This is a genomic window from Sulfitobacter rhodophyticola, assembly GCF_041281685.2.
Taxonomy (GTDB): Bacteria; Pseudomonadota; Alphaproteobacteria; order Rhodobacterales; family Rhodobacteraceae; genus Sulfitobacter.
On sequence record NZ_CP166251.2, the window covers coordinates 1023714 to 1043477 of the forward strand.

At 58.7% G+C, this 19764-nt stretch carries 21 protein-coding genes; 13 read left to right on the forward strand and 8 right to left on the reverse strand.

Translation table 11 applies throughout. The features are described 5' to 3' along the window. Positions 1-11 precede the first annotated feature (11 nt). Entirely contained in the window at positions 12-422 is a 411-nt protein-coding gene (locus AB4X18_RS06060) for a carboxymuconolactone decarboxylase family protein (protein ID WP_370399243.1), read from the forward strand. Positions 423-777: 355 nt separating this feature from the next. Here AB4X18_RS06060 and AB4X18_RS06065 read toward each other — a convergent pair whose 3' ends face one another. From AB4X18_RS06065 to AB4X18_RS06075, 3 genes are read right to left on the reverse strand one after another with little or no spacing between them, the layout of a single operon-like run. Further along, a complete protein-coding gene (locus tag AB4X18_RS06065; RefSeq protein ID WP_432817187.1) occupies positions 778-1485 on the reverse strand; it encodes a hypothetical protein in 708 nt (235 codons plus the stop codon). Between the two features lie 17 nt (positions 1486-1502). After that, a complete protein-coding gene (locus AB4X18_RS06070) occupies positions 1503-2747 on the reverse strand; it encodes a DUF1566 domain-containing protein (RefSeq protein WP_432817188.1) in 1245 nt (414 codons plus the stop codon). A 24-nt stretch (positions 2748-2771) separates the two neighbouring features. Further along, on the reverse strand, positions 2772-4121 hold the full coding sequence (locus tag AB4X18_RS06075) for a ferredoxin reductase family protein (RefSeq protein ID WP_370399246.1): 1350 nt from the start codon (positions 4119-4121) through the stop codon (positions 2772-2774). Positions 4122-4334: 213 nt separating this feature from the next. Here AB4X18_RS06075 and AB4X18_RS06080 point away from each other — a divergent pair, with 213 nt between their 5' ends. The 7 genes from AB4X18_RS06080 (at position 4335) to AB4X18_RS06110 (ending at position 10659) form a co-directional block, all read left to right on the forward strand. Beyond that, positions 4335-5726: an ATP-binding protein gene (locus AB4X18_RS06080; RefSeq protein ID WP_370399247.1), complete on the forward strand. Its 1392-nt coding sequence runs from the start codon at positions 4335-4337 to the stop codon at positions 5724-5726. Beyond that, the gene (locus AB4X18_RS06085) at positions 5723-6400 is read left to right on the forward strand and encodes a response regulator (RefSeq protein ID WP_370399248.1); all 678 of its coding nucleotides are present in this window, start codon (positions 5723-5725) and stop codon (positions 6398-6400) included. The genes AB4X18_RS06080 and AB4X18_RS06085 overlap by 4 nt, the downstream gene beginning before the upstream one ends. Before the next feature lie 163 nt (positions 6401-6563). Then, entirely contained in the window at positions 6564-7730 is a 1167-nt protein-coding gene (locus AB4X18_RS06090) for a YHYH protein (protein ID WP_370399249.1), read from the forward strand. 29 nt (positions 7731-7759) lie between these two features. Further along, on the forward strand, positions 7760-8743 hold the full coding sequence (locus AB4X18_RS06095; protein ID WP_370399250.1) for a YHYH protein: 984 nt from the start codon (positions 7760-7762) through the stop codon (positions 8741-8743). 27 nt (positions 8744-8770) lie between these two features. Further along, positions 8771-9412 (forward strand): PEBP family protein, encoded by a 642-nt coding sequence (locus AB4X18_RS06100; protein ID WP_370399251.1) that lies wholly within the window; start codon positions 8771-8773, stop codon positions 9410-9412. A gap of 41 nt (positions 9413-9453) precedes the next feature. After that, positions 9454-9987: a ricin-type beta-trefoil lectin domain protein gene (locus AB4X18_RS06105; protein ID WP_370399252.1), complete on the forward strand. Its 534-nt coding sequence runs from the start codon at positions 9454-9456 to the stop codon at positions 9985-9987. Between the two features lie 63 nt (positions 9988-10050). Continuing rightward, a complete protein-coding gene (locus AB4X18_RS06110; RefSeq protein ID WP_370399253.1) occupies positions 10051-10659 on the forward strand; it encodes an NADPH-dependent FMN reductase in 609 nt (202 codons plus the stop codon). Positions 10660-11483: 824 nt separating this feature from the next. Here AB4X18_RS06110 and AB4X18_RS06115 read toward each other — a convergent pair. Together AB4X18_RS06115 and ppk2 are read right to left on the reverse strand one after the other, a co-directional pair. Continuing rightward, positions 11484-11729, reverse strand: a complete 246-nt coding sequence (locus AB4X18_RS06115; RefSeq protein WP_370399254.1) for a YdcH family protein — start codon at positions 11727-11729, stop codon at positions 11484-11486. A 40-nt stretch (positions 11730-11769) separates the two neighbouring features. Next, entirely contained in the window at positions 11770-12642 is an 873-nt protein-coding gene (gene ppk2 / locus AB4X18_RS06120; RefSeq protein ID WP_370399255.1) for a polyphosphate kinase 2, read from the reverse strand. A 322-nt stretch (positions 12643-12964) separates the two neighbouring features. Here ppk2 and rplS point away from each other — a divergent pair, with 322 nt between their 5' ends. The 3 genes from rplS (at position 12965) to AB4X18_RS06135 (ending at position 14614) form a co-directional block, all read left to right on the forward strand. Continuing rightward, on the forward strand, positions 12965-13339 hold the full coding sequence (rplS, locus tag AB4X18_RS06125) for a 50S ribosomal protein L19 (protein WP_370399256.1): 375 nt from the start codon (positions 12965-12967) through the stop codon (positions 13337-13339). A 12-nt stretch (positions 13340-13351) separates the two neighbouring features. Next, positions 13352-13573: a 50S ribosomal protein L31 gene (gene rpmE, locus AB4X18_RS06130; RefSeq protein ID WP_370399257.1), complete on the forward strand. Its 222-nt coding sequence runs from the start codon at positions 13352-13354 to the stop codon at positions 13571-13573. A gap of 261 nt (positions 13574-13834) precedes the next feature. Continuing rightward, positions 13835-14614 (forward strand): VPLPA-CTERM sorting domain-containing protein, encoded by a 780-nt coding sequence (locus AB4X18_RS06135; RefSeq protein WP_370399258.1) that lies wholly within the window; start codon positions 13835-13837, stop codon positions 14612-14614. 6 nt (positions 14615-14620) lie between these two features. On the opposite strand, the gene AB4X18_RS06140 is transcribed toward AB4X18_RS06135, so the two are convergent. Beyond that, positions 14621-15253, reverse strand: a complete 633-nt coding sequence (locus AB4X18_RS06140; RefSeq protein ID WP_370399259.1) for a hypothetical protein — start codon at positions 15251-15253, stop codon at positions 14621-14623. A gap of 247 nt (positions 15254-15500) precedes the next feature. Here AB4X18_RS06140 and AB4X18_RS06145 point away from each other — a divergent pair, with 247 nt between their 5' ends. Further along, entirely contained in the window at positions 15501-16310 is an 810-nt protein-coding gene (locus AB4X18_RS06145; RefSeq protein WP_370399260.1) for a division plane positioning ATPase MipZ, read from the forward strand. Here AB4X18_RS06145 and AB4X18_RS06150 read toward each other — a convergent pair. Next, positions 16307-17170 carry a DMT family transporter gene (locus AB4X18_RS06150; protein ID WP_432817189.1) on the reverse strand — a complete coding sequence of 288 codons (864 nt, stop codon included), beginning with the start codon at positions 17168-17170 and terminating at the stop codon, positions 16307-16309. The genes AB4X18_RS06145 and AB4X18_RS06150 overlap by 4 nt on opposite strands. A gap of 358 nt (positions 17171-17528) precedes the next feature. On the opposite strand from AB4X18_RS06150, the gene AB4X18_RS06155 reads away from it, so the two are divergent. Continuing rightward, complete coding sequence (locus tag AB4X18_RS06155; protein WP_432817190.1) at positions 17529-19208, forward strand: ABC transporter substrate-binding protein; 1680 nt, start codon at positions 17529-17531, stop codon at positions 19206-19208. Between the two features lie 73 nt (positions 19209-19281). Here the strand turns inward: AB4X18_RS06155 and AB4X18_RS06160 are convergent, their stop codons facing one another. Next, entirely contained in the window at positions 19282-19740 is a 459-nt protein-coding gene (locus AB4X18_RS06160) for a DUF309 domain-containing protein (protein WP_370399262.1), read from the reverse strand. Positions 19741-19764: the final 24 nt, after the last annotated feature.

The window sequence follows — 19764 nt, forward strand, 5'->3', positions numbered from 1 at the left end:
TCGGCACAGGAATGATTGATGAAATCGAAAAAGGTGGCGATTTGTCTGAAAACACAACGGACATCGGAAGAGAGCTTTCCGAGCAGCTAAACCCAGGGATGGAAGACTCATTGAACGCGCGATACGGGCATTTGTTGCCCGGAATGGCTGAAGGCGTCGTCGACTTCGCATATGGTCGCCAATACGCCCGTCCTGGACTTGGCCTTCGTGACCGGTATTTGGCAACCATCGCCGCGTTGACTGCCTTGGGAGGACAGACAAGGCCTCAACTCAAGGTAAACATCGCTGGTGGCCGCAAGGCTGGTTTGTCACAAAAAGAAATCGCAGAGGTGATCTGGCAAATGGCGCTATATGGTGGGTTTCCGGCGGCGATCAACGCTTTGAACGCTGCTCTGGAGGTTTTCGGCGAAGAAGATAGCTGAACCTTGGAACAATATTTCACTTCACAAAACGGACTTCAGAGCGCTTGGAACGATGAGAGTGGACTCATTTGATGGCCGCGTTCAGTCCTTCTGACGCTGGCCAACAGATCGAATACTGAAGCAAGTTGGCGGATGACAACGCAGCTCGCCGATTTCAAACGGACATATCCAGTCGCCGCAACGAAATCTGACTATAAATCCAAAGTGCAACTACGTTCTTTTGCTGCGTGCGCTCGCATCGCGACTTGAGACGCATCTGCGCCATTTCCTTTGCCGCAACGTCGCGCAAAAACCGGTCTTTCGTAGATCGGCAGTCCCTAGCGCGATCTGTTGGCCCGGAGCGATGCGACAGTACCTATTTCGCCGTGGAAAGCATGAAGTGCGTAAAAATATTGTCGGCGACATAAAACCCCCAGTGCAGCCCGTAAGAAAGCGTCGCACCACTGCGGGTCGCAAGCAGGAGGCTTGGCACCACCGCACCGAAGCAGGTGGCCGCGATCGTGAAACGGGCAACATAAAAACCCGTAGCGCCATTGAAGATCAGCGATAGGTGGAAAAGTCCAAACAATGCTGCCACCAGAATACCGACATACAGGATCTGCCAGCCGAATGAGAAGAAAATCAGGACGAGCGTCAGTATCAGGAATTGCTGAAACAGGATCTCGAAGGATTTCGCCACGTAATACATCGCATCGGCAAACATGAACTCCGGCGGATCGCTGGGGGCGAGGGTCAGATCGATGTCCGGCAGGTTTGGCAGCACGACAAGGGTGAACCCCGCAATCATGCCGAGCACCGCAAGGACCGGCAAAACACCATGGGCAAGAGGCTGCCATGCGCGCAGGCGGTGCCGGAACAGCAGGGCCGCCAGACCCGTGAAGCAAAGGTAGTAGGCCGAATACAAGACTGGCGCATCCATATAACCGTTGGACAGGCCCAATTTGTCCTTGATCTCAAAATAGCCGAGCGATGACACGGACCAGAGCGCCGCAATCACCAGAATATCGATGATCGCCCGCCAGTGCCGCGTGTGGCCATTGGCGAAATCGGATATATAAGCCAATCTTTGGTCTCCGTTGCCTAGTCAGCGTCACGCACGAGGCGCACGAAATTAAGGATCCGTTTCGCATCCCCCTGTGGGCCTTCGCCTTCTGGGTAATCCGCAGGATCACCGGTTTTCGGATCGGATCGTTGCGATCCTGCGCCGTGCACATCGGTCCAGACCTCATCGAAATAGCCCATCGCCCGCCCGAAACTGATATAGGCACCCGCGCTGCCGGGTTCGTCTGTCCAGTTGGAATGGGTGGTTGAGGACCAGATCCAGCCCCAGTCTACCTGTCCCGCTTCATTTGTGATTTCGGTGCTGTCGAAGATCGGGTCAATCGCGGGGCTGTCGGTTGTGTCCGGTGAGCGGGCGTAGTCAACAAGGCTCTGCAATTCCTTGATGTTCGGCAAGCGCCAGTCGTCATGACCAAACAGCACCTGTGCGTTGGCGGACTGCGCATAGGCCAGTGCGTCTTCCCAGCCGAGTTCAATTCCATTGTCGGCTTGTGTCCACATCAACCCACTCGCCGCATCGGTGACGGTGCCATCGCCATTGTCGGTCAGGTCGGGCACGCCGTAGCCCGTATCGCCACGCACATACATCACGAAAAAGGTCTTATCGCGCCCATGCAGTTCAAGGCCGTATCCCTTGATCCGGCCGTCAGCGAAGTTCACACCAAATAGCGTGGCATCCTGCGTAGCATTGGTGCCGAAGACATACAGGTTCGACGAGGCCATCTGACTGTCGATGATCCGCTCGCCTACTTCGGTTTCACCGTAGGCAAAATTGAAATAGTCACGGTCGATGAACGGGATCAGGCCGGATGTGTCTTCGCTTTCGTAACCTGAAGGGTCGACCCCGCGAAAATCCATCAGCGAATACATTTCTTTAATCGTGGGCAGGCGCCAGTCATCGTAGCCGCCAAGGTCGAAGGTTTCGGCACCAGCCAGCGCGTCTTGATAGCTCAACTTGTCCTCGGCGAGGATCTCCCCGTCGCCGTTCATATCAGGCGATTGCGCCCACATCAGGCCGGTGACGTTGTCAGTGACGGTGCCGTCACCGTTATCGGAATAGCTTTGTTGTGGCCCTTGATGTTGGGCGTCTTGGCCATAAAAGGCCTCTCCCGTGGCGGGGCAGACAATCTCGTTCGTGGCGTCGTAGCAGACGCTTTGCATGGTATCAGGGATGGGGAACGGCGCTTCGGCCAGTGCGACGCCAGCGGCCACGATATAGGTTGGCAAAGCCTGTGAAACGGTTTGAAAAAAGGATGGTTTTCGCATTTTTAAACCCCTAGGGTTTGCGCCTCAGCGCATGTTGAATAATTCCTGGTGGAAGGCCCCGCGCGGCAGGCCGTGCGCCGCAAGATCACGGCGCAACGCGTCGCCAAACCCGGCAGGGCCGCAGAACCACATGCTGGCGGCTTTCCAGTCCGGCACGGCGGCCCGCAGTTTTTCGCCCGTCAGGAACCCGTCATGACCATCAATTAAGATGTGCAGGGTCACGCCAGCGGCTTTTGCATCAGCAGTGAGTTTCTTGCGGGCTTCAGGGGCAAGCTGCGTTGCGGTATGGAACAGGTCCACGCTCTGCTCGCCCCGCGTGCGGGCAAGCTGTTTCATACGCGCGATGAACGGCGTGATGCCGATGCCGCCACCGATCCAGATCTGGCGCGGCGCGGTATCATCAAAGGTGAAGCCGCCGTATGGCCCTTCGATAATCGCCGATGAGCCAGTCTTCACCTGTTCTGGCAGCAAGTCGGTATAATCGCCAAGCCCCTTGGTGATGAACATGATGCGTGGATCGCTGGCGTCCCAGGCGGAGGCGATGGTGAAGGGATGCGCGCCTTCTTTTTTGTCGAACGTCACAAAGGCGAATTGCCCGCTTTTGTGACCCTTCCAACCGTCTTCAAGCCGTATTGTCGTCTCAAGCACGTTCATATCGGCAAAGCTGTGCTGCGCCTCGACGGTGCCTTCGACCTTGCGGCGTTTGCCTATCTGTCGCGTCAGGACGATGACCGCCGAAATGGTCCCTGCGAACAGCAGAAGTCCCGTGGCTATGCCGACCGGTTGTGTCCATGCGTCAAAATCCATCAGCACGAGCGAGTGGAACACGAGAACCAGATAGGCGACCGAGATAAACAGGTGCGTCTTGGCAAACCAACGGTAGGGAAACCGCTTGATCAGAGCTAATGCGATCAGAAGCGCGGCGGCGTAGAACGCCTTTTCGCCAAGACCTTCGGCGGTGCCGCGAAAGCCATTCAGGAACGTTTCGATGGTGACAATATCGGTGCCTTCGGCTCCGGCGGGTCGCGCGCCACGCTCCGGCGCGGCCATAAGCCCAAGGGTCACGGCCCATTTGGGCGCGTTAACCGCCAGCCAGTGCAAGACCGCGGCCACCAAACCCGCGATGCCCAGCCATTTGTGCAGCCGGTAGGATTTGTCCAACCCACCGAGCCAAGGTTCCAGCCAGACAGGCCGCACGGCGAGGATCATTGCTACGCTCATCGCGCCGATGCCGATCACACCAGAATACTGCAAAAATAGATTGCGCGACGAAATAATGGTCAGGCCGTCAGGAAAGGGCAGATTGGCGAGCAACCAAAGCGCGCTCAGGACCGCTATCAAACCCCAAAGGGCAATTTTAATCTGTCTCAACATGGAGTGTGTCCTCTAAGAATCGATCTAAGACCTATGTTGGAGTAGGAATGTGCAGCCAATAACGAGGCTCATGGAATTCTTGCCCATCGTCGACGGCGGATTTCTTTATGTTCACCAGTCGGTTAAGATCGGTCTGCAGCAATGGCGATAGATTGTGCCCTGCATGTTCCCTGCACAATTGCGTGCCATACAAACAAAATGGACCGCCTGCGCATGTCACTGACCACCAAGATATTCCTCGCAATTGCGGCCACCGCAGCGCTGGTGATCGGCACGATGGCGTTGCTGGTGGCCCTTTCGATGCGCGACGGATTCTCGCAATACCTGCTGCGCGGCGAGTTGATCCGGTTCGATACGCTGGTGCGGGAACTGGCCGTGGCGCATGACCCCGACACACCGGGCTGGCCGGAAATAGCCGACGACCCGCGTGCCTGGAACGAATTCGTCCGCACGCATTTTACGCCGCCGGGCAACCCAACGCAGGACGAGGTCGACGGTGATCCGCTGGTGCTTGGGGAACGGTTGGCTCTGCTCGACGCCTCAGGCATCCGCATTGCAGGTGCGCCAACGCGCACCGCCATCTTTGAACGGCGCCCCATCTGCACGGCGCGCGGATGCCCTGAGGGCGCGCCGCTTGGCTATATCCGCCTGAACGCGCCGAGGACGTCAGACAGTGCCAGCGACGCCTTTTTCCTGCGGGGGCAATATGCCTCGCTCGCCTTCTCCGCCCTTATCGCACTGATGGTCTCGGCCGCGGCCGCGTTTTTGATTGCGCGTCAAATCCTGATCCCGATCAAACGGTTGGAAGCTGGGGCGAAGACGCTGGCAACAGGTAACTATGCCACGCGGATCAACAACGACCGCACCGACGAGTTGGGCGATCTGATCGGGCACTACAACGTGCTGGCGGAAACGCTTGCGCACACCTCGCAGGCCGAACGGGAATGGATTTCCAACACCTCTCACGAATTGCAGACCCCACTGGCGGTGCTACGCGCTCAGATCGAAGCCTTGCAAGACGGCGTGCGCCAGCCGGACGCGGCAACGCTGGCCGAAATGCATGCAGCACAGATGCGGCTGTCGCGGTTGGTACAGGACCTCAAAGTTCTGACCTATGCGCGCGAAGCCGAGTTCGTCGCCAATATGGCCCGCGAGGATCTGGTGGAGATTGCGACTGAGGCGGTCGAGATCGCGCGCCCCGCGCTGGAAGCCGCGGGGCTTGAGATCGATTGCACCTTCCCCGACACTTTGCCAACCACGTGCGACCGACTGCGGATTGCTCAAGTGATCGACAACCTTTTGCGCAACGCTGCGCGCTACACGGATGCCCCCGGCAAGGTGCGACTGGCGATCCGCCTTGCGGATGGTCACGCGCATGTCTCCATTGATGACACGCCGCCCGCCGCACCGGATGATGCGCTGCCAAGGCTTTTTGACCGTTTCTACCGAGCAGAAGGGTCGCGCTCGCGCGCGCTCGGCGGATCTGGCCTCGGCCTGTCCGTCAGCAAGGCCATCGTCGAGGCGCACGGCGGCACCATCACCGCTGCCGCCTCGGACCTCGGCGGCCTGAACGTGACCTTTACCCTGCCGGAGACGCAGACATGACCACCTCAAGCATCCTGATTGTCGAAGACGAGACGGCTCTTGCAGAGGTCGTGCGCGATTACCTTCTCGCGGATGGTTTGTCAGTGGAGATTCTGCCGAATGGCACCCATGCGGTTGAAACTGCGCTGACCAAAGCCCACGACCTTATCATCCTGGATTTGATGTTGCCGGGTGTGGACGGCCTGACCATCTGTCGCGAAGTGCGCCAAAGCTCGGATGTGCCGATCATCATGACCACCGCGAAGGTCGAGGAAATCGACCGCCTTCTCGGGCTGGAGATGGGCGCGGATGATTATGTGTGCAAACCCTATTCCCCGCGCGAATTGGTGGCGCGGGTGCGTGCGGTGCTGCGGAGGCGGCCGACAGGTGCCGATCAGGCAGCGGTGCCGAACACGCGGCTGATCATCGATGCGGAGCGTTGGCGCGTGACACTGGACGGTGCCGATCTTGATCTCACGCGGCGCGAATTCTCGCTTCTGGCAGCCTTGGCCGCCCGTCCGGGTCGCGTATTTTCGCGCGATCAACTGCTGGCACTGGCTTTTCCTGACGACACCGACGTGTTCGACCGGACCATCGACAGCCATATCCGCAATATCCGTCGCAAAATTCATTTATGCACCGACTGGGACCCTATCCGGTCGGTCTATGGTGTCGGCTACGCTTATGAGGGCTGATCGGAAGGCTTACGCCTTCATATTTACTGCATAGTTTCTTCATTCTCGCTCGCAGATGTTCCGTCATTTTGGCCTCAAAGGCCCTGCTTGCATCTCGAGAGTGAGTCGAAAGCAAAGGTTTGGGCCGCAACCAGAACCGAGACTTCGACATAGGAACGCCCTCATGCCCGACGTTTTCAAACCACTCTTGTTGTCTGCCTGCGCCTCCTTGGCGCTGGCCATGCCCGCCTATGCGCATCCTGACACAACCACCTTTGAACAAAGCGCCTTCGTTGAGGCGCCCGAGATCGTGGATTGCACGTTGGAGGATGGCACTGAGGCGCAATGCCACCAGATCACGGTCGGGTATTTGCCCGAAGGGTTGGAGATCGGCCCGTTTTGCCCCGCCACGCTGGATGACGCGGGTGGTATTTGGGGATGGTCAGGTGAAAATGCGGGTCTCTACCGCGTCGATGGCAATTTTCTGCGGATGTTGGATGGCCTCGGCTACCGCTTCTTTGACGAAGACGGCAACGTCTATTCCGTCGACAACGCCACCGAACAGCCCACGGTGGATCACGCCTGCATCAACGTATCGGTCGATGAAAGCGTAGAAATCACGATGCTGCTGCCGGTTGATTCCGTCATGGCCAAAACCCCGAGCGACCTTGGTGTTGTGTCGAAAATCGGCGTAGCACTTGATGATGTGCCGATCTTTTCTGATGCGCCGCCCATTCAAGTCACGGGCCATATGCCTGCGCTGGATACCTGTGGCGGCCACGTCGATCCGGGCGGTTGGTATCACTGGCATGGCACATCAACAGACGTAGAAACGGTGTTTGATGCACAAGGTGTCAGAGCAGATTGCGCGCTGGAACAAGATGCCAGTGCGCAGTTTGGCTATGCCTTAGATGGCTTCCCGATGTTTGGCTCGCTTGAGGCGGACGGATCTGTTCCGGTCGGACTGGATGCCTGCGGTGGCCACATCGCCGTAACAGCCTTAGGCGAAACCTATCACTATCACACATCAGACGACTTCCCCAACCTGCCGGCCTGTCTGGTCGGCGTTCGGGCGCAGAACAACTTCACCACCACCGCAACCGCCGGGGTTGGCGCACAGCGCGCCGGTGAGGATGGCCGCAACGAGGCCCCACGCCCCGAGGGTGGCCCAGGCGGTATGCCTCCGGGATTTGATACCGCAGCTGACACGCTTGGCATTACCGCCGAGGCGCTTCTCGAAGCGATGACCGCCGCAGGTGGACGCGATGCCGATCTGGCAGAGGTCGCCGCATCACTGGGCATTCAAGAATCCGCATTGCGCGACGCCCTGCCGCTGGCCCCCGGCCAATGATCAGCTTCGCAAACCGAAAGGAAACCACTATGAAAAGTCTCTCGCTGACCGTCCTTGCCCTCGCATCCACCGCGACGCTCGCCTCTGCGCAAAGCGATCCACGCCTCGCCGAGGTTAGCGAATTCTTTGCCACCGCCGGGATCGTTGCCGGGCCAGAGGCTGTCGATTGCACGCTGTCTGAAGGCACCCAAACCGAGTGCTTCCAAATCACGCTCGCCGCCGATCCGCAAACCTACACCCCCGGCCCGTGGTGCCCGACCAACATCGCAGACGGTGCAGAGGCGGGCGGCATCTGGTTTCAGGACGGTGAAACCGTCGATGTCGACGGCGAGTTCATCACAAGGCTCGCCGACATCTACGGCGACACGAACTGGCAGCTTTACGACAACGAAACTGGCGACATCCGCTATACTGGCACGCTTGCAGAATGCGAGGCGGCGGCACGGCCAGATGTGGACCCCGCCTATCAGAATTATTGCGTTCAGTGCTTGCCCGAAACATTACCGCAAGAAATGGTCGTGACCTATGTGATCCCGTTTGAACCAGTAGAGGCCGAACGCGCGGCACAAACCGGCATGACGGGCTCCGGCGTTGCCTACAACGGTGTGCGCCTTGACGGACCTGCCCCGGTGGAGGCGATCCTCGGTGCCTATACCATCGCGCCATTTGACGATTGCGGTGGCCATGTAAACCCCCATGTGGGCTATCATTACCATGCGGTCACCGATTGTCTTGATGATGCGCCGGGTGCCGCCGAGGCTTCGGGTCATGGGCCGCAAATCGGCATCGCCATGGACGGCCATCCGATCTTCCCGCACCTTTTTGCCGATGGCAGCGCCCCTGCGGACCTCGATCAATGCAACGGCCGTGTCGGGGATGACGGCATATACCGCTACCACGTCGGCGAGGCGGGCGCGAATGCGATCCTCGGATGCCTTGCAGCACAGGCGGGCTGCACGCTGGAGAATGCAGATGCGACTTGCGACGCTTCCGTTCGCAGGCCGCGCCCCTAACCAACTTCCCCTTCGAAAGGAAACGACATGACCCGATTGATCACAGCCATCACACTTGCCGCTATCGCGCCTTCCTTCGCTGGCGCAGAGACATTCTCGGCGGATGTCTGGGCCGACAATTGGTTCGACATGCGGATCAACGGCGAACAGGTCGCTGAGGACAGCGTGCCAATCACCACTGAACGGTCGTTCAACGCCGAGAGCTTTACTTTTGAGGCTGAACGCCCTTTCACGATTGGCCTGTTTGCCCGCGATTTTATCGAAAATGATACCGGGCTCGAATATATCGGCACGCGTCGACAGCAAATGGGCGATGGTGGCGTGATCGCACAGATCATGGACGCGGCGGGCGAAACAGTCGCCGTCAGCAATGCCGACTGGCAATGCCTTGTCATCCACACTGCACCGTTGGACAAATCCTGCGAGGACGAGAGTAATCCTGTCGCCGGAGAGGGTGCATGCGGTTTCGATATCTCGGCAGAACCGAGCGGCTGGGACAAAACAGGGTTTGACGCCTCAAATTGGCCTCAGGCCGATGTTTTCACCGCGGCACAGGTGGACCCAAAGCAAGGCTACGACGATGTTACGTGGTCTGACAGCGCGCAGTTCATCTGGGGCCCCGACCTTGAACAAAGCAACTCGGTCCTGTGCCGTATCACGGTTGAATAGCACCTCGCGTCAGGCTTCAAACCCACCTAAAAGGATAAATAATGACTAGGAATTCACTTTGCACCGCCGCGATCTGCTCGATGCTTTTCGCAGGCACAGCCCACGCCAAGAACGCCGAAATCTATCTGCTCGACCTGCTGGATAACACGCAGAACGGCTATTGCATCGATATCAGCGGCGGTCAGGGCGCGCAGGCGAATCCGGCAGATGGCCTTCAAGGGCATACCTGCTACAGCCCCTCTGGCGAATTGTTCGTCGACCAGACCTTTGACACGAACCGGTTTGCCGATGGCGTCCTCTACATGCCCGATTTTGACGTTTGCGCGCAGGTCGCGGGCACGGATGAAGGCTCATCCGTCGAACTTGCCGCCTGCGACGGATCCGAGGCGCAGAGCTTTGTGTTTTCAGGCGAAAGTACCATTACGCCAGCCGCTGCGAAGGACATGTGCCTGACAGTTGGCGAGGACACCCGCACGGGGCGCAGCGATAAAAACCAGATCAAGGCGCTGACTGTTGATGTTTGCTCTGTCGCGGACGCAGCCCGCCAAACATGGGGTGTGCGGACCGCCGACTAGGCCTGACACACACAAGCGGACGGGGTCCTGCCATGAAAATTCTCATCTTCCTCGGGTCTGTCCGTGATAGTACTCCGCCCCGCGCGGCTGGGGCTGCGCATTGCGCGGGCCTGCGCTGCCCATCTTGCGGCGGGTGGCATCGACGCCACCATCATTGATCCACTCGATTTGGACTTGCCCACCCCGTTCAAACCGCATTTTGCCTATGCGTCGGGCCGCGCGCCGGAAGTTCTTGATGCGCTGGCCCGCCAGATCGCGGACGCGGATGGCTATGTGATGGTCAGCCCCGAATACAACCACGCCATGAGCCCTGCCCTTGCCGATCTGTTGAACCATTACGGAAACTCGCTCTATTCCTTCAAGCCAAGCGCCATCGTGACCTATTCGGCGGGCCAGTGGGGCGGGACACGCGCAGCAGTAAACATGCGGACCTTCCTGTCGGAGCTGGGCTGCCTTCCGGTCTCGGCCATGGTTCACATACCCCATGCGCAGGATGTGCTGTCCGAGGACGGCACCTATGCCGAGGGCGTGGACTCAGATCGCTGGGCGGGCTATCTCGACCGTTGCCTCCAGCAGCTCGCCTGGTGGGCTGAGGCTGCTGAAAAACAGCGAGCCACATCCGAGACAACTGAGGCATTCAACCGAGACCCATCACAGCGCGATGCACCCTGAAAGAAGAAGGGATTGTTTCGCACTCGGCCGGAAATCCAAAGCAGGACAAAGAATGACGAAGCCATAACCAATACCGGATATTCTAGACTGGCTAGAGAGCCTGAAGACAATTGGCGCTTTGGCCCAATTCAAAGAATTGTGTAATGCAAAAACGGACAACTCGCCGCCATCCATAGGGGCCCCTATGAATGGTGGTATTTCGATAGCCACCTTGAGGATCGCACCACGATGGTGGTCGTCTTCAACACCAGAGCGAACACCGCACCGCAGTTGCCGCGAACCCCTATATGACGATCGACATTACCCGTGTTGACTACACACCCATCAGCAAATGCGTCTGCAACATACTGCTATGTCGGGATAAAACTACCCGAGTCAAAAGAAGCGGCCAATTGCGGGAGTTCATAATGAAAAAGTGGTTCGAAATCAGGCCGTATATGGCGATCATACGGCTGCTTCGGCGGGCTTCGCTGCAACCTGGAATGGTTAAAAACTCAGATGCGAGGTCTTTCTGCGCAAGGAAGAACCCTCAACCACACTGGTTCGCATCGTCCCGCCCTGTGTAAGTTCGTTCAGCGCGCACCCAAAGGGCGGTTTGGATCAGACTTCCAGTTCCAAGTGGCAATGACTGCTTCCACGACATGGGCTGCGCCGCAGCAAGACGCGCGCCGCATCTGCGAAAAGATGCTGCGTCAGCGAAGGTTGAGAATTCGAGGTCGGAAAGGTCCGCAGACCCGACCTCCGCGCCCCAATCGCGCTCCGCCTTTTGCTTGCAAACCTCGGCGCCGGGCCCTGAACCTGCGCCTTACGCCCATATCTGATGCTCAATCGGCGTGCGCTTTGAGATACGCGTAAATCTCATCCTTCAGCGCGAGGCGTTCGCGCCGCATCTCGGTCATGTGGGTGTCCGAGGTGGGTTCTACATCCGTCTCTGCCCGGTGCACGTCGCGGTTCACGGCGTGATACCGATCTGCCAGATTGGCGAAATGCTGATCGTTCTGGCGCAGTGCGGACATTTGTTCGGCCAGTTCGGGGAATTCCTCGGCCAGTTCATGGGGGGTATGTGACAATGTTTGTCTCCTTTTTCTCGGTTGATCGATGTCTTGGTCTTCAGGATTTTGGATGCAGGGATGTGGCAAGGATATGTTCGGACTCCTGCAGTACCGCCTGCGCCTGATGGAAAATCAGCGGATCAGGTGGGCTGGCGATGTCGAGATCCTTGCCCGGATAATCAAGCTGGGACAGGAAGTGCCGCATGCAGGTCAGTCGCGCGCGCTTCTTGTCGTTTGAGCGGATCACGGTCCAGGGCGCATCGGCGGTGTCGGTATAAAAGAACATCGCCTCTTTCGCCTCTGTATAGTCTGACCATTTGTCGAGGCTCGCGCGGTCGATCGGGGACAGTTTCCATCGCTTCAGGGGGTCGGTTTCTCGCGACGCGAAGCGCTTTTTCTGTTCATTCTGGGTGACCGAGAACCAGTATTTGAAAAGTTTGATGCCAGACCGGGTCAGCATCCGTTCGAATTCCGGCGTTTGCCGCATGAATTCAAGGTATTCATGGGGCGCGCAGAAATTCATCACCCGTTCCACACCGGCGCGGTTGTACCACGATCGGTCGTAGAAAACCATTTCACCGGCTGTCGGCAGATGCTTGACATAGCGCTGGAAAAACCACTGCCCGCGCTCTTCATCGGTGGGTTTGTTCAGCGCCACCACACGGGCTGCTCGCGGATTGAGATGCTCCGTGAAGCGCTTGATCGTTCCACCCTTGCCCGCCGCATCCCGGCCTTCGAAAAGCAGAACGTATTTCTGCCCGGTCTCCTGCACCCAAAGCTGCACCTTGAGCAATTCGACCTGAAGTGCGGATTTCTCCGCCTCATAGGTACTGCGGTCGAGCTTGGTCTTGTAGGGATATTCGCCCTGTTCAAAACCAGTGACATCAGTTTGGGCACGCTCATCTCCGGTCGCTTCGTTTTCTTGCAGCATCAGATCGATCTTTCATTACGGTTTCGTCGGGCGGCTTCAACCTAGCCAGCGGTCAGATGGCTTGCCTTGATTTGGATCAATCGGGATGGCGGTTTATGGGTGCTTGATCCGATGGGATTTCCTGCCTATACCCCGCCTATCCGGAATCGCTTTGTCGCGGCTCCGGCGCTTTGCGTTTCGCGCAAGGGAACAAGGAATGACGATGCTACCTCCGGCGGGCCGCCCCCTGACATGATCAGGGCACGGACCCGGCAGACCCCGAAGCTCTTGGATCGCACAATCAACTTCGTGGCATACCACGAGCATCATAGGAGTAAGGTCAATGGACCTGATCGCAGAACTAGAGGCGGAACAGATCGCCGATCTGGGCAAGGATATCCCTGATTTCCGCGCTGGCGACACCATCCGCGTTGGCTTTCGCGTGACCGAAGGCACCCGCACCCGTGTTCAGAACTACGAAGGTGTGTGCATCGCGCGCAACAACGGCCACGGCATCGCCGGGTCGTTCACCGTCCGCAAGATCAGCTTTGGTGAAGGCGTGGAACGTGTGTTCCCGCTGCATTCCACCAATATCGACAGCATCACCGTGGTTCGCCGCGGTCGCGTGCGTCGTGCCAAGCTGTATTATCTGCGCAGCCGTCGCGGCAAGTCCGCGCGCATCGCAGAAAACACCAACTACAAGCCCAAAAAAGCCTAAAGGAGCGGTGCGATGAAAGCCGATACACATCCCGAATATCACACCATCAACGTCAAGATGACCGACGGCACCATCGTGGAGATGAAATCCACCTGGGGCAAAGAGGGCGACCAGCTTTCGCTGGACATCGACCCGACCGTGCACCCTGCATGGACCGGCGGTACCTCCCGCCTGATGGACACCGGTGGCCGCGTGTCCAAGTTCAAGAACAAGTACGCTGGTCTGGGTTTCTGATACCCCCGCACCTGCGGAACCATCCGATCTTGAAAGCGCCCCCTTCCCGGGGCGCTTTCTTTGTTTTTAGGGTGGGACAAGCGGGACGGGATATTGTTTCCAAGCGGGCACAAATGGCCTGATCCAAGGGGCGCTTCGCAGTCATCAAGCACCAATGCGGGGAACGCCATCCACACAAAAACCTTGCGCCCGACCTGTCAGCGTGAAACTTTCGAAGGGTATTGATATCTGTAGGTTAAGCGGTAGGGGCTGGTACACGCCATGAACATCAAACACATTGCAACACTCGGCACAGCTGTGCTTTTCGGGTCGGCCATGACGGCTGGCGCGACGTCGGTGACCGTGGTCACGCAGGACGGGACGCCTTTTGCCTCCACCGTCGGGGTGCGCGACGATACCGGTTCGCGCGGGGTGGATCTGGTCGGGGCCAAGGTCACGGCGACCTATTCCGACACCTCCAGCGAGGTGCTGACATGGGGGGCGCTTGATCCTTTCACCGCCGGTGCGGCACAGGGCACTGACTTTGGTATATACATGGATTTCGAAGGGTTCGACATCCGCGCGACCAAACAGCTTTCGATGCTCAAGATTGATCTGTCCACGTCGTCCTCCATTGCGGATGGATCAGGGCAATCCGTGTTCGATATCCTGACCGCCGAGGGGCTTGAGCCGGGCAATACGCCGTCGTCCTCCTTTGGCTTTCCGGTGACCTTTGACGACAAACCATTCACGCAGGTCAGCTTTTTCGGCACGCTGCTTGCCCCGGGAGAGACGACAGAAGCCCCAGCGGGAAGTGTGATAGCAACCTACTCAAACATCGTCAGCGTGGGTGGTGCAGCGCCGCAGGGTGATCTGTTTTCAACGCTGGCGCTTGATTTTGGCGGGCTCGATAGCGGGTTCTTCTTCGGCGAGGCAAACTTCGAGACCGACGTGGACACGCTGCGCATCGCCGCTCCTGTGCCACTTCCGGCGGGTCTGCCGCTGCTGATCGCGGGGCTTGGGGGTCTTGGCCTGCTTCGGATACGCAGAAAGCGGCGCTAGCCTGCCCTACGACCTCATGAAAGGTGCCGCAAAACCCGCGCGCAGTGATGCGACGGACCCATAGGCGATCAGCGTATAGGACAAAAGCTCCAGCCCTTCCTGAATGGCGGCCTTGACCCTTGGGTCATAGGCTTCTTTCATCACGCCTTCCCACAAATCGCCCGTGCCGAACAGACGGGTGAAGATGATCAGCAACGCAAATCCGAGATAGACGAAGGTCGCCTGCCGTCCCTTTAGATATTCCAGAAAGGGCCTGCGAAAGGTACCGGGGCTGCGCCGGGCCACCCAGATGCCGACAGCGAGTGTCACAAGCGCGGGCCAAACCCAGAAGCCGTGCCAGATGTAATCGAAAAGGAAATCCAGTTCCCGGATGCTGAGGATGGCAAAAAGAGTCGCCCCGATCACCAGACAGGCCCGCTGTTCGGGATACAGGACCGCCCCGCGATAAAAGCAGATCGTCGCGACAAACGCGCCGATATTGTGCAGCAGTTCGGTCAGGGAAGTTTCGCTCATTTGGTCGCCGATCACGCTTGTGTCCAGAAAGACCACGAACGGCACGGCAGCCAGCAGAAGACAAATGCCGATGAATTCAACCAACATCCAAAGGAAGGATTTGAGATCATCCCCTGAATTGCCCATCTCTTCATTCCTTTCCGGTGGTGTTCTGGCGATATAGCGATGAATTCCGCCACTGCAATTCGCCGTCTTCCAGGCTTCGGGGTCGGCACGCCACGGCACCGGGCCGTTGCAAAAAAGCCATAAGTTGACTCAGCGCAGGCACCGCATTCGCCGCGATTGACCCGTCCCTTCCCAAAGGAAGAAACCCCACATATAGTGGCGCTCAACAACAACCTGACTATGAGCAGGGCAGGCAGAGAGGCTGAATATGGCGCATATTATCGTCGTGGGCAACGAAAAGGGCGGGGCAGGCAAATCAACCGTTTCGATGCACGTCGCCACTGCCCTTGCGCGGATGGGGCACAAGGTCAGCGGGCTTGATCTGGATCTGCGCCAACGCACTTTCGCGCGCTATATCGAAAATCGCACGGCCTTCAAAAAGCAATCCGGGCTGGCCTTGCCCAGCCCCCGCCTGAGCGAACTGCCTGAAATTGAAGTATCATCACTGCGCCCGGGCGAGAACGTTTATGATCACCGGTTGAGCGCCGCCGTGGCCGCGATGGAAGTCAGCAATGACTTCATCCTGATCGACTGCCCCGGTTCCCACACCCGGCTGAGTCAGGTGGCCCATTCGCTGGCCGATACGCTGATCACGCCGCTGAACGACAGCTTTGTTGACTTTGACCTGCTGGCCCACACCGATCCTTCGGGCGAGGAGATTACGGGCCCGTCGGTCTATTCGGAGATGGTCTGGAACGCGCGGCAGCTGCGGGGGCAGGCGGAATTGCCCCCGATAGACTGGATCGTCGTGCGCAACCGGCTTGGCGCACAACGCATGGTCAACAAGGAAAAGATGGAGCGGGTGATCAACAACCTGTCCAAGCGCATCGGTTTCCGCGTGGCGCCGGGATTTAACGAACGGGTGATTTTCCGGGAATTGTTCCCGCGCGGCCTGACCTTGCTGGATCTCAAGGACATCGGGGTCAAACAGCTCAATATCTCCAACGTGGCGGCGCGGCAGGAATTGCGTGATCTCATGAAGGCCTTGAAGCTGCCCGGTGTGACGGTCGATTTCTAGGTGCGGCCGGCCCGCCGCAGCAACACAAGGTTCGACACGAACAGCGCCCCGATCACAATCGCCCCCCCCAACAGGGCGTAGGAGCCGGGGTTTTCGCCGATCACGATCCAGACCAGCACCGGGGCCAGTACTGATTCCAGCAACACCAGCAAGCCCACCTCAGCTGAGGTGATATAGCGCGGCCCGATCGAGATCAGCACAGAACTGATCAAGATTACCGCCGCATGGCCCAGCACCAGCCCGCTTTGTGAAACGGGCATGGAGAATGGGGCCGCAAAGGGCCAGATCAGCAGCGCCGCCGCGACATAGGCCATCGATACCCCCGGCACCATCGACACGTTGCGCACCTTCCGCGCGGCCGTCAGGCCCGCCGCAAACAACGCCGAGACACCCAGCGCCAGCATATCGCCTGCAAGGCTTGCGTTTGCCGTCTGACCTGACCCGTAGGCGATGACCGCTAGGCCAGGGGCCACGGCGGCAAGGGTCAACAGCATCCGCAGACTGAAAGGTTCCGCCAGAAACACGCGGCTGAAAAGGGCCGCGAATACTGGCAGGGAAGCGATGATGAACACCACGTTCGCAACCGACGTCAGGCTGACCGCCAGCACAAAAAGTACCCCGCTGCTGCCCACACCGATCATGAAGATCACGCCGTATCGCCCCGTTGCGAGAACAGCGCGGAACGGCGCAGTCCCTCGGGTCACAAACAGGTACAGCCCCGACAAGCTCCCGGCCAGCAACAGCCGCCAGAACGCGACGGTGATGGCATCTGCCTCGATCAAACGCACAAACAGGGAATCCGGCACCACGAACAGGACACCGAAGAACGTGATAAGCAGACCTTTGGCTTGATCGGGCATGCTGTTCCCTGCCTTGTTCGGTGTGGCAAGTAAAGGCTCGCATTGACGGCCCTCGCCTTTACAAGGCAGACGGTGTCAAAGCTGTTTCACGACAGGCGATGGCGTTTTTCGAACATTTGTGCCGCAAACCTACCCTTTATCGCCCGCAAAACCCCTAGGCTGCTGAAACGCTGGATGTGGCAGTGTCGTGATCCGGTCAGGCCCCTTACGGGCTTGACGCCATGGCCTTTCATGTCAGGATGCAAACGCGTTTTGTGACAAAACGCCAAAAAAGAAAGCGTATCATCCGCCCTGCGTGAAATTGCCGGGCAAGCTGCACAAGGTCGAAGCACCGGCAGCGCCAACAGAGAGGAAGAAAATGAGTTATTTGACACGTACCGGAAAGCCACTGCCGCAGGCAGTGCTCGATTCCGCTGAATCCGCCAAGAAAGACCCGGTCAACCGCCGCGAGTTTCTGGCACTTGCAAGCGCCTTTGGTGCGACGGCGGCAACCGCCTATTCCATGATCGGCATGGCACCCCCTGCCCATGCGGCGGCCCATGCCAACAAATCCGAAGGCGGCACCGTGCGCATGCAGATGGAAGTCCGCGCGTTGAAAGACCCCCGCACCTATGACTGGTCGCAGATCGCCAACTTCACCCGTGGCTGGCTGGAGTACCTCGCCATCTATGAAAACGATGGTACGTTTAGCCCGGCCTTGCTTGAAAGCTGGGAAATCAACGAGGACGCCACCGAATATACGCTGAATGTCCGCAAGGGCGTCAAGTGGAACAACGGTGACGATTTCACCGCAGAAGACGTTGCACGCAACATCGCTGGCTGGTGCGACAAGGAACTCGAAGGCAACTCGATGGCGGGTCGCTTCGCCACACTGATTGACGCAGATACCAACCAAGCCATCGAAGGCGCGATCGAGGTTGTAGACAGCCACACCGTCAAGCTGAACCTGCCTGCCTCTGACATCACGTTGATTGCTGGCATGGCAGACTATCCGGCCGCCATCGTGCACAGCGCGTTCGATGCCGAAAACATGCTGGAAAATCCCATCGGCACTGGTCCCTATCTTCCCGAAGTGTTGGAAGTGGGCGTCAAAGGCGTGCTGGTCAAGAACCCCGATCACACGTGGTGGGGCACTGAAGTCGCGGGCGGCCCCTACATCGACCGTCTGGAATACATCGACTACGGCACTGACCCATCTGCGTGGATTTCTGCGGCCGAAGCTGAAGAGGTCGATGCCTTCTACTCCATGGAAGGTGAATTCATTGACATCATGTCCACGCTGGACGGCTGGGTCGAGAACGAGATCGCCACGGCGGCGACGATCGTGATCCGTCCCAACCAGTTGGCCGAAGTCGACGGCATGCAGCCCTATGCGGACAAGCGTGTGCGCCAGGCGATCACCATGGCGGTCGACAACAACGTCTTGCTTGAGCTTGGCTATGCCGGGCGTGGGATTGTGGCCGAGAACCACCATGTCGGCCCGATGCACCCCGAATATGCCGAATTGCCCCCTCGCAAAGTCGATCCAGCAGCCGCCAAGGCGCTGATGGAAGAAGCAGGCATGGGCGACTTCGAGCATGAGCTGATGTCCATCGACGATGCTTGGCGCAAGGACACCACCGATGCGGTGGCCGCCCAGTTGCGTGACGCAGGTATCAAGGTCAAACGGACGGTTTTGCCTGGGTCGACCTTCTGGAACGACTGGGCGAAATATCCGTTCAGCTCGACCAACTGGAACCACCGTCCGTTGGGTGTGCAGATCTGGGCACTTGCGTACCGTACTGGCGAAGCGTGGAACGAGTTCGGCTATTCCAATGACGCGTTCGATGCGATCCTGACCAAGGCACTTGCAACGGCCGACGTCGACAAGCGCCGCGTGCTGATGGCCGAAGGTGAGGCGCTGCTTCAGGAAGATGGCGTAACAATCCAGCCTTACTGGCGCTCGCTTTACAACCACACCAGAGAAGGGCTGATCGGCGCAGAGCACCACATCTCCTTCGAATATCACCCTGCACGGATGGCGTGGGCAGCAACCTGAAGCTGCACCTGATAGCTTACAGGACCAAAGATCGGGGGCCGCGCAATCGCGTGGCCCTTTTTTCATTGCGCCACTAGCGTGCGGTGAGTTTTGCTTCGGTCTGTGCGACCCAGCCCAGCACCTGAGGCACACGCAACCCCAGCACCAGCCGATCCGAAGGACAGCGCCCCAGTTGCGCCCGGACCATGGCACACAGTCGCGCCGCCGCACGGGGCCGGTTCATGCGGTGTTTCATGCGCGCATTGGCAAGTTGGATCAACGCCTGCACCATGTCGCGCTCCGCCGAGCCTTCCGGTGTCCGTGTCCAGACGACCTCCAACACCTCGTGACATTCCCAGAAATATCCGGCGTGCAGATAGGCGCGGCCCGCCAACCAGGCATCCGTCTGGGGAAGTTCGTCCAGCGCCGTGCCGGAATTCACGCTGGATTTGAGGGGTTCGAACCAGCTTTCAGCAAGCTTCTGTCCGTTCCCCGGCAGATAGGCAAAAGGCGGCACCGGGATACCCGGAGGCAGTTCCGTCACTTCCGACATGGGATGCTTTCCCTATGAAGCCAA

What these genes read in the sequence shown, in the direction of transcription:
- AB4X18_RS06100 (WP_370399251.1), top strand. Translation starts at nt 8,771, where the DNA reads ATGACCCGATTGATCACAGCCATCACACTTGCCGCTATCGCGCCTTCC.
- AB4X18_RS06075 (WP_370399246.1), bottom strand. Translation starts at nt 4,121, where the DNA reads ATGTTGAGACAGATTAAAATTGCCCTTTGGGGTTTGATAGCGGTCCTG.
- AB4X18_RS06085 (WP_370399248.1), top strand. Translation starts at nt 5,723, where the DNA reads ATGACCACCTCAAGCATCCTGATTGTCGAAGACGAGACGGCTCTTGCA.
- rplS (WP_370399256.1), top strand. Translation starts at nt 12,965, where the DNA reads ATGGACCTGATCGCAGAACTAGAGGCGGAACAGATCGCCGATCTGGGC.
- AB4X18_RS06095 (WP_370399250.1), top strand. Translation starts at nt 7,760, where the DNA reads ATGAAAAGTCTCTCGCTGACCGTCCTTGCCCTCGCATCCACCGCGACG.
- AB4X18_RS06060 (WP_370399243.1), top strand. Translation starts at nt 12, where the DNA reads ATGATTGATGAAATCGAAAAAGGTGGCGATTTGTCTGAAAACACAACG.
- AB4X18_RS06155 (WP_432817190.1), top strand. Translation starts at nt 17,529, where the DNA reads ATGAGTTATTTGACACGTACCGGAAAGCCACTGCCGCAGGCAGTGCTC.
- AB4X18_RS06145 (WP_370399260.1), top strand. Translation starts at nt 15,501, where the DNA reads ATGGCGCATATTATCGTCGTGGGCAACGAAAAGGGCGGGGCAGGCAAA.
- AB4X18_RS06090 (WP_370399249.1), top strand. Translation starts at nt 6,564, where the DNA reads ATGCCCGACGTTTTCAAACCACTCTTGTTGTCTGCCTGCGCCTCCTTG.
- rpmE (WP_370399257.1), top strand. Translation starts at nt 13,352, where the DNA reads ATGAAAGCCGATACACATCCCGAATATCACACCATCAACGTCAAGATG.
- AB4X18_RS06105 (WP_370399252.1), top strand. Translation starts at nt 9,454, where the DNA reads ATGACTAGGAATTCACTTTGCACCGCCGCGATCTGCTCGATGCTTTTC.
- ppk2 (WP_370399255.1), bottom strand. Translation starts at nt 12,642, where the DNA reads ATGCTGCAAGAAAACGAAGCGACCGGAGATGAGCGTGCCCAAACTGAT.
- AB4X18_RS06150 (WP_432817189.1), bottom strand. Translation starts at nt 17,170, where the DNA reads ATGCCCGATCAAGCCAAAGGTCTGCTTATCACGTTCTTCGGTGTCCTG.
- AB4X18_RS06070 (WP_432817188.1), bottom strand. Translation starts at nt 2,747, where the DNA reads ATGCGAAAACCATCCTTTTTTCAAACCGTTTCACAGGCTTTGCCAACC.
- AB4X18_RS06160 (WP_370399262.1), bottom strand. Translation starts at nt 19,740, where the DNA reads ATGTCGGAAGTGACGGAACTGCCTCCGGGTATCCCGGTGCCGCCTTTT.
- AB4X18_RS06140 (WP_370399259.1), bottom strand. Translation starts at nt 15,253, where the DNA reads ATGGGCAATTCAGGGGATGATCTCAAATCCTTCCTTTGGATGTTGGTT.
- AB4X18_RS06080 (WP_370399247.1), top strand. Translation starts at nt 4,335, where the DNA reads ATGTCACTGACCACCAAGATATTCCTCGCAATTGCGGCCACCGCAGCG.
- AB4X18_RS06135 (WP_370399258.1), top strand. Translation starts at nt 13,835, where the DNA reads ATGAACATCAAACACATTGCAACACTCGGCACAGCTGTGCTTTTCGGG.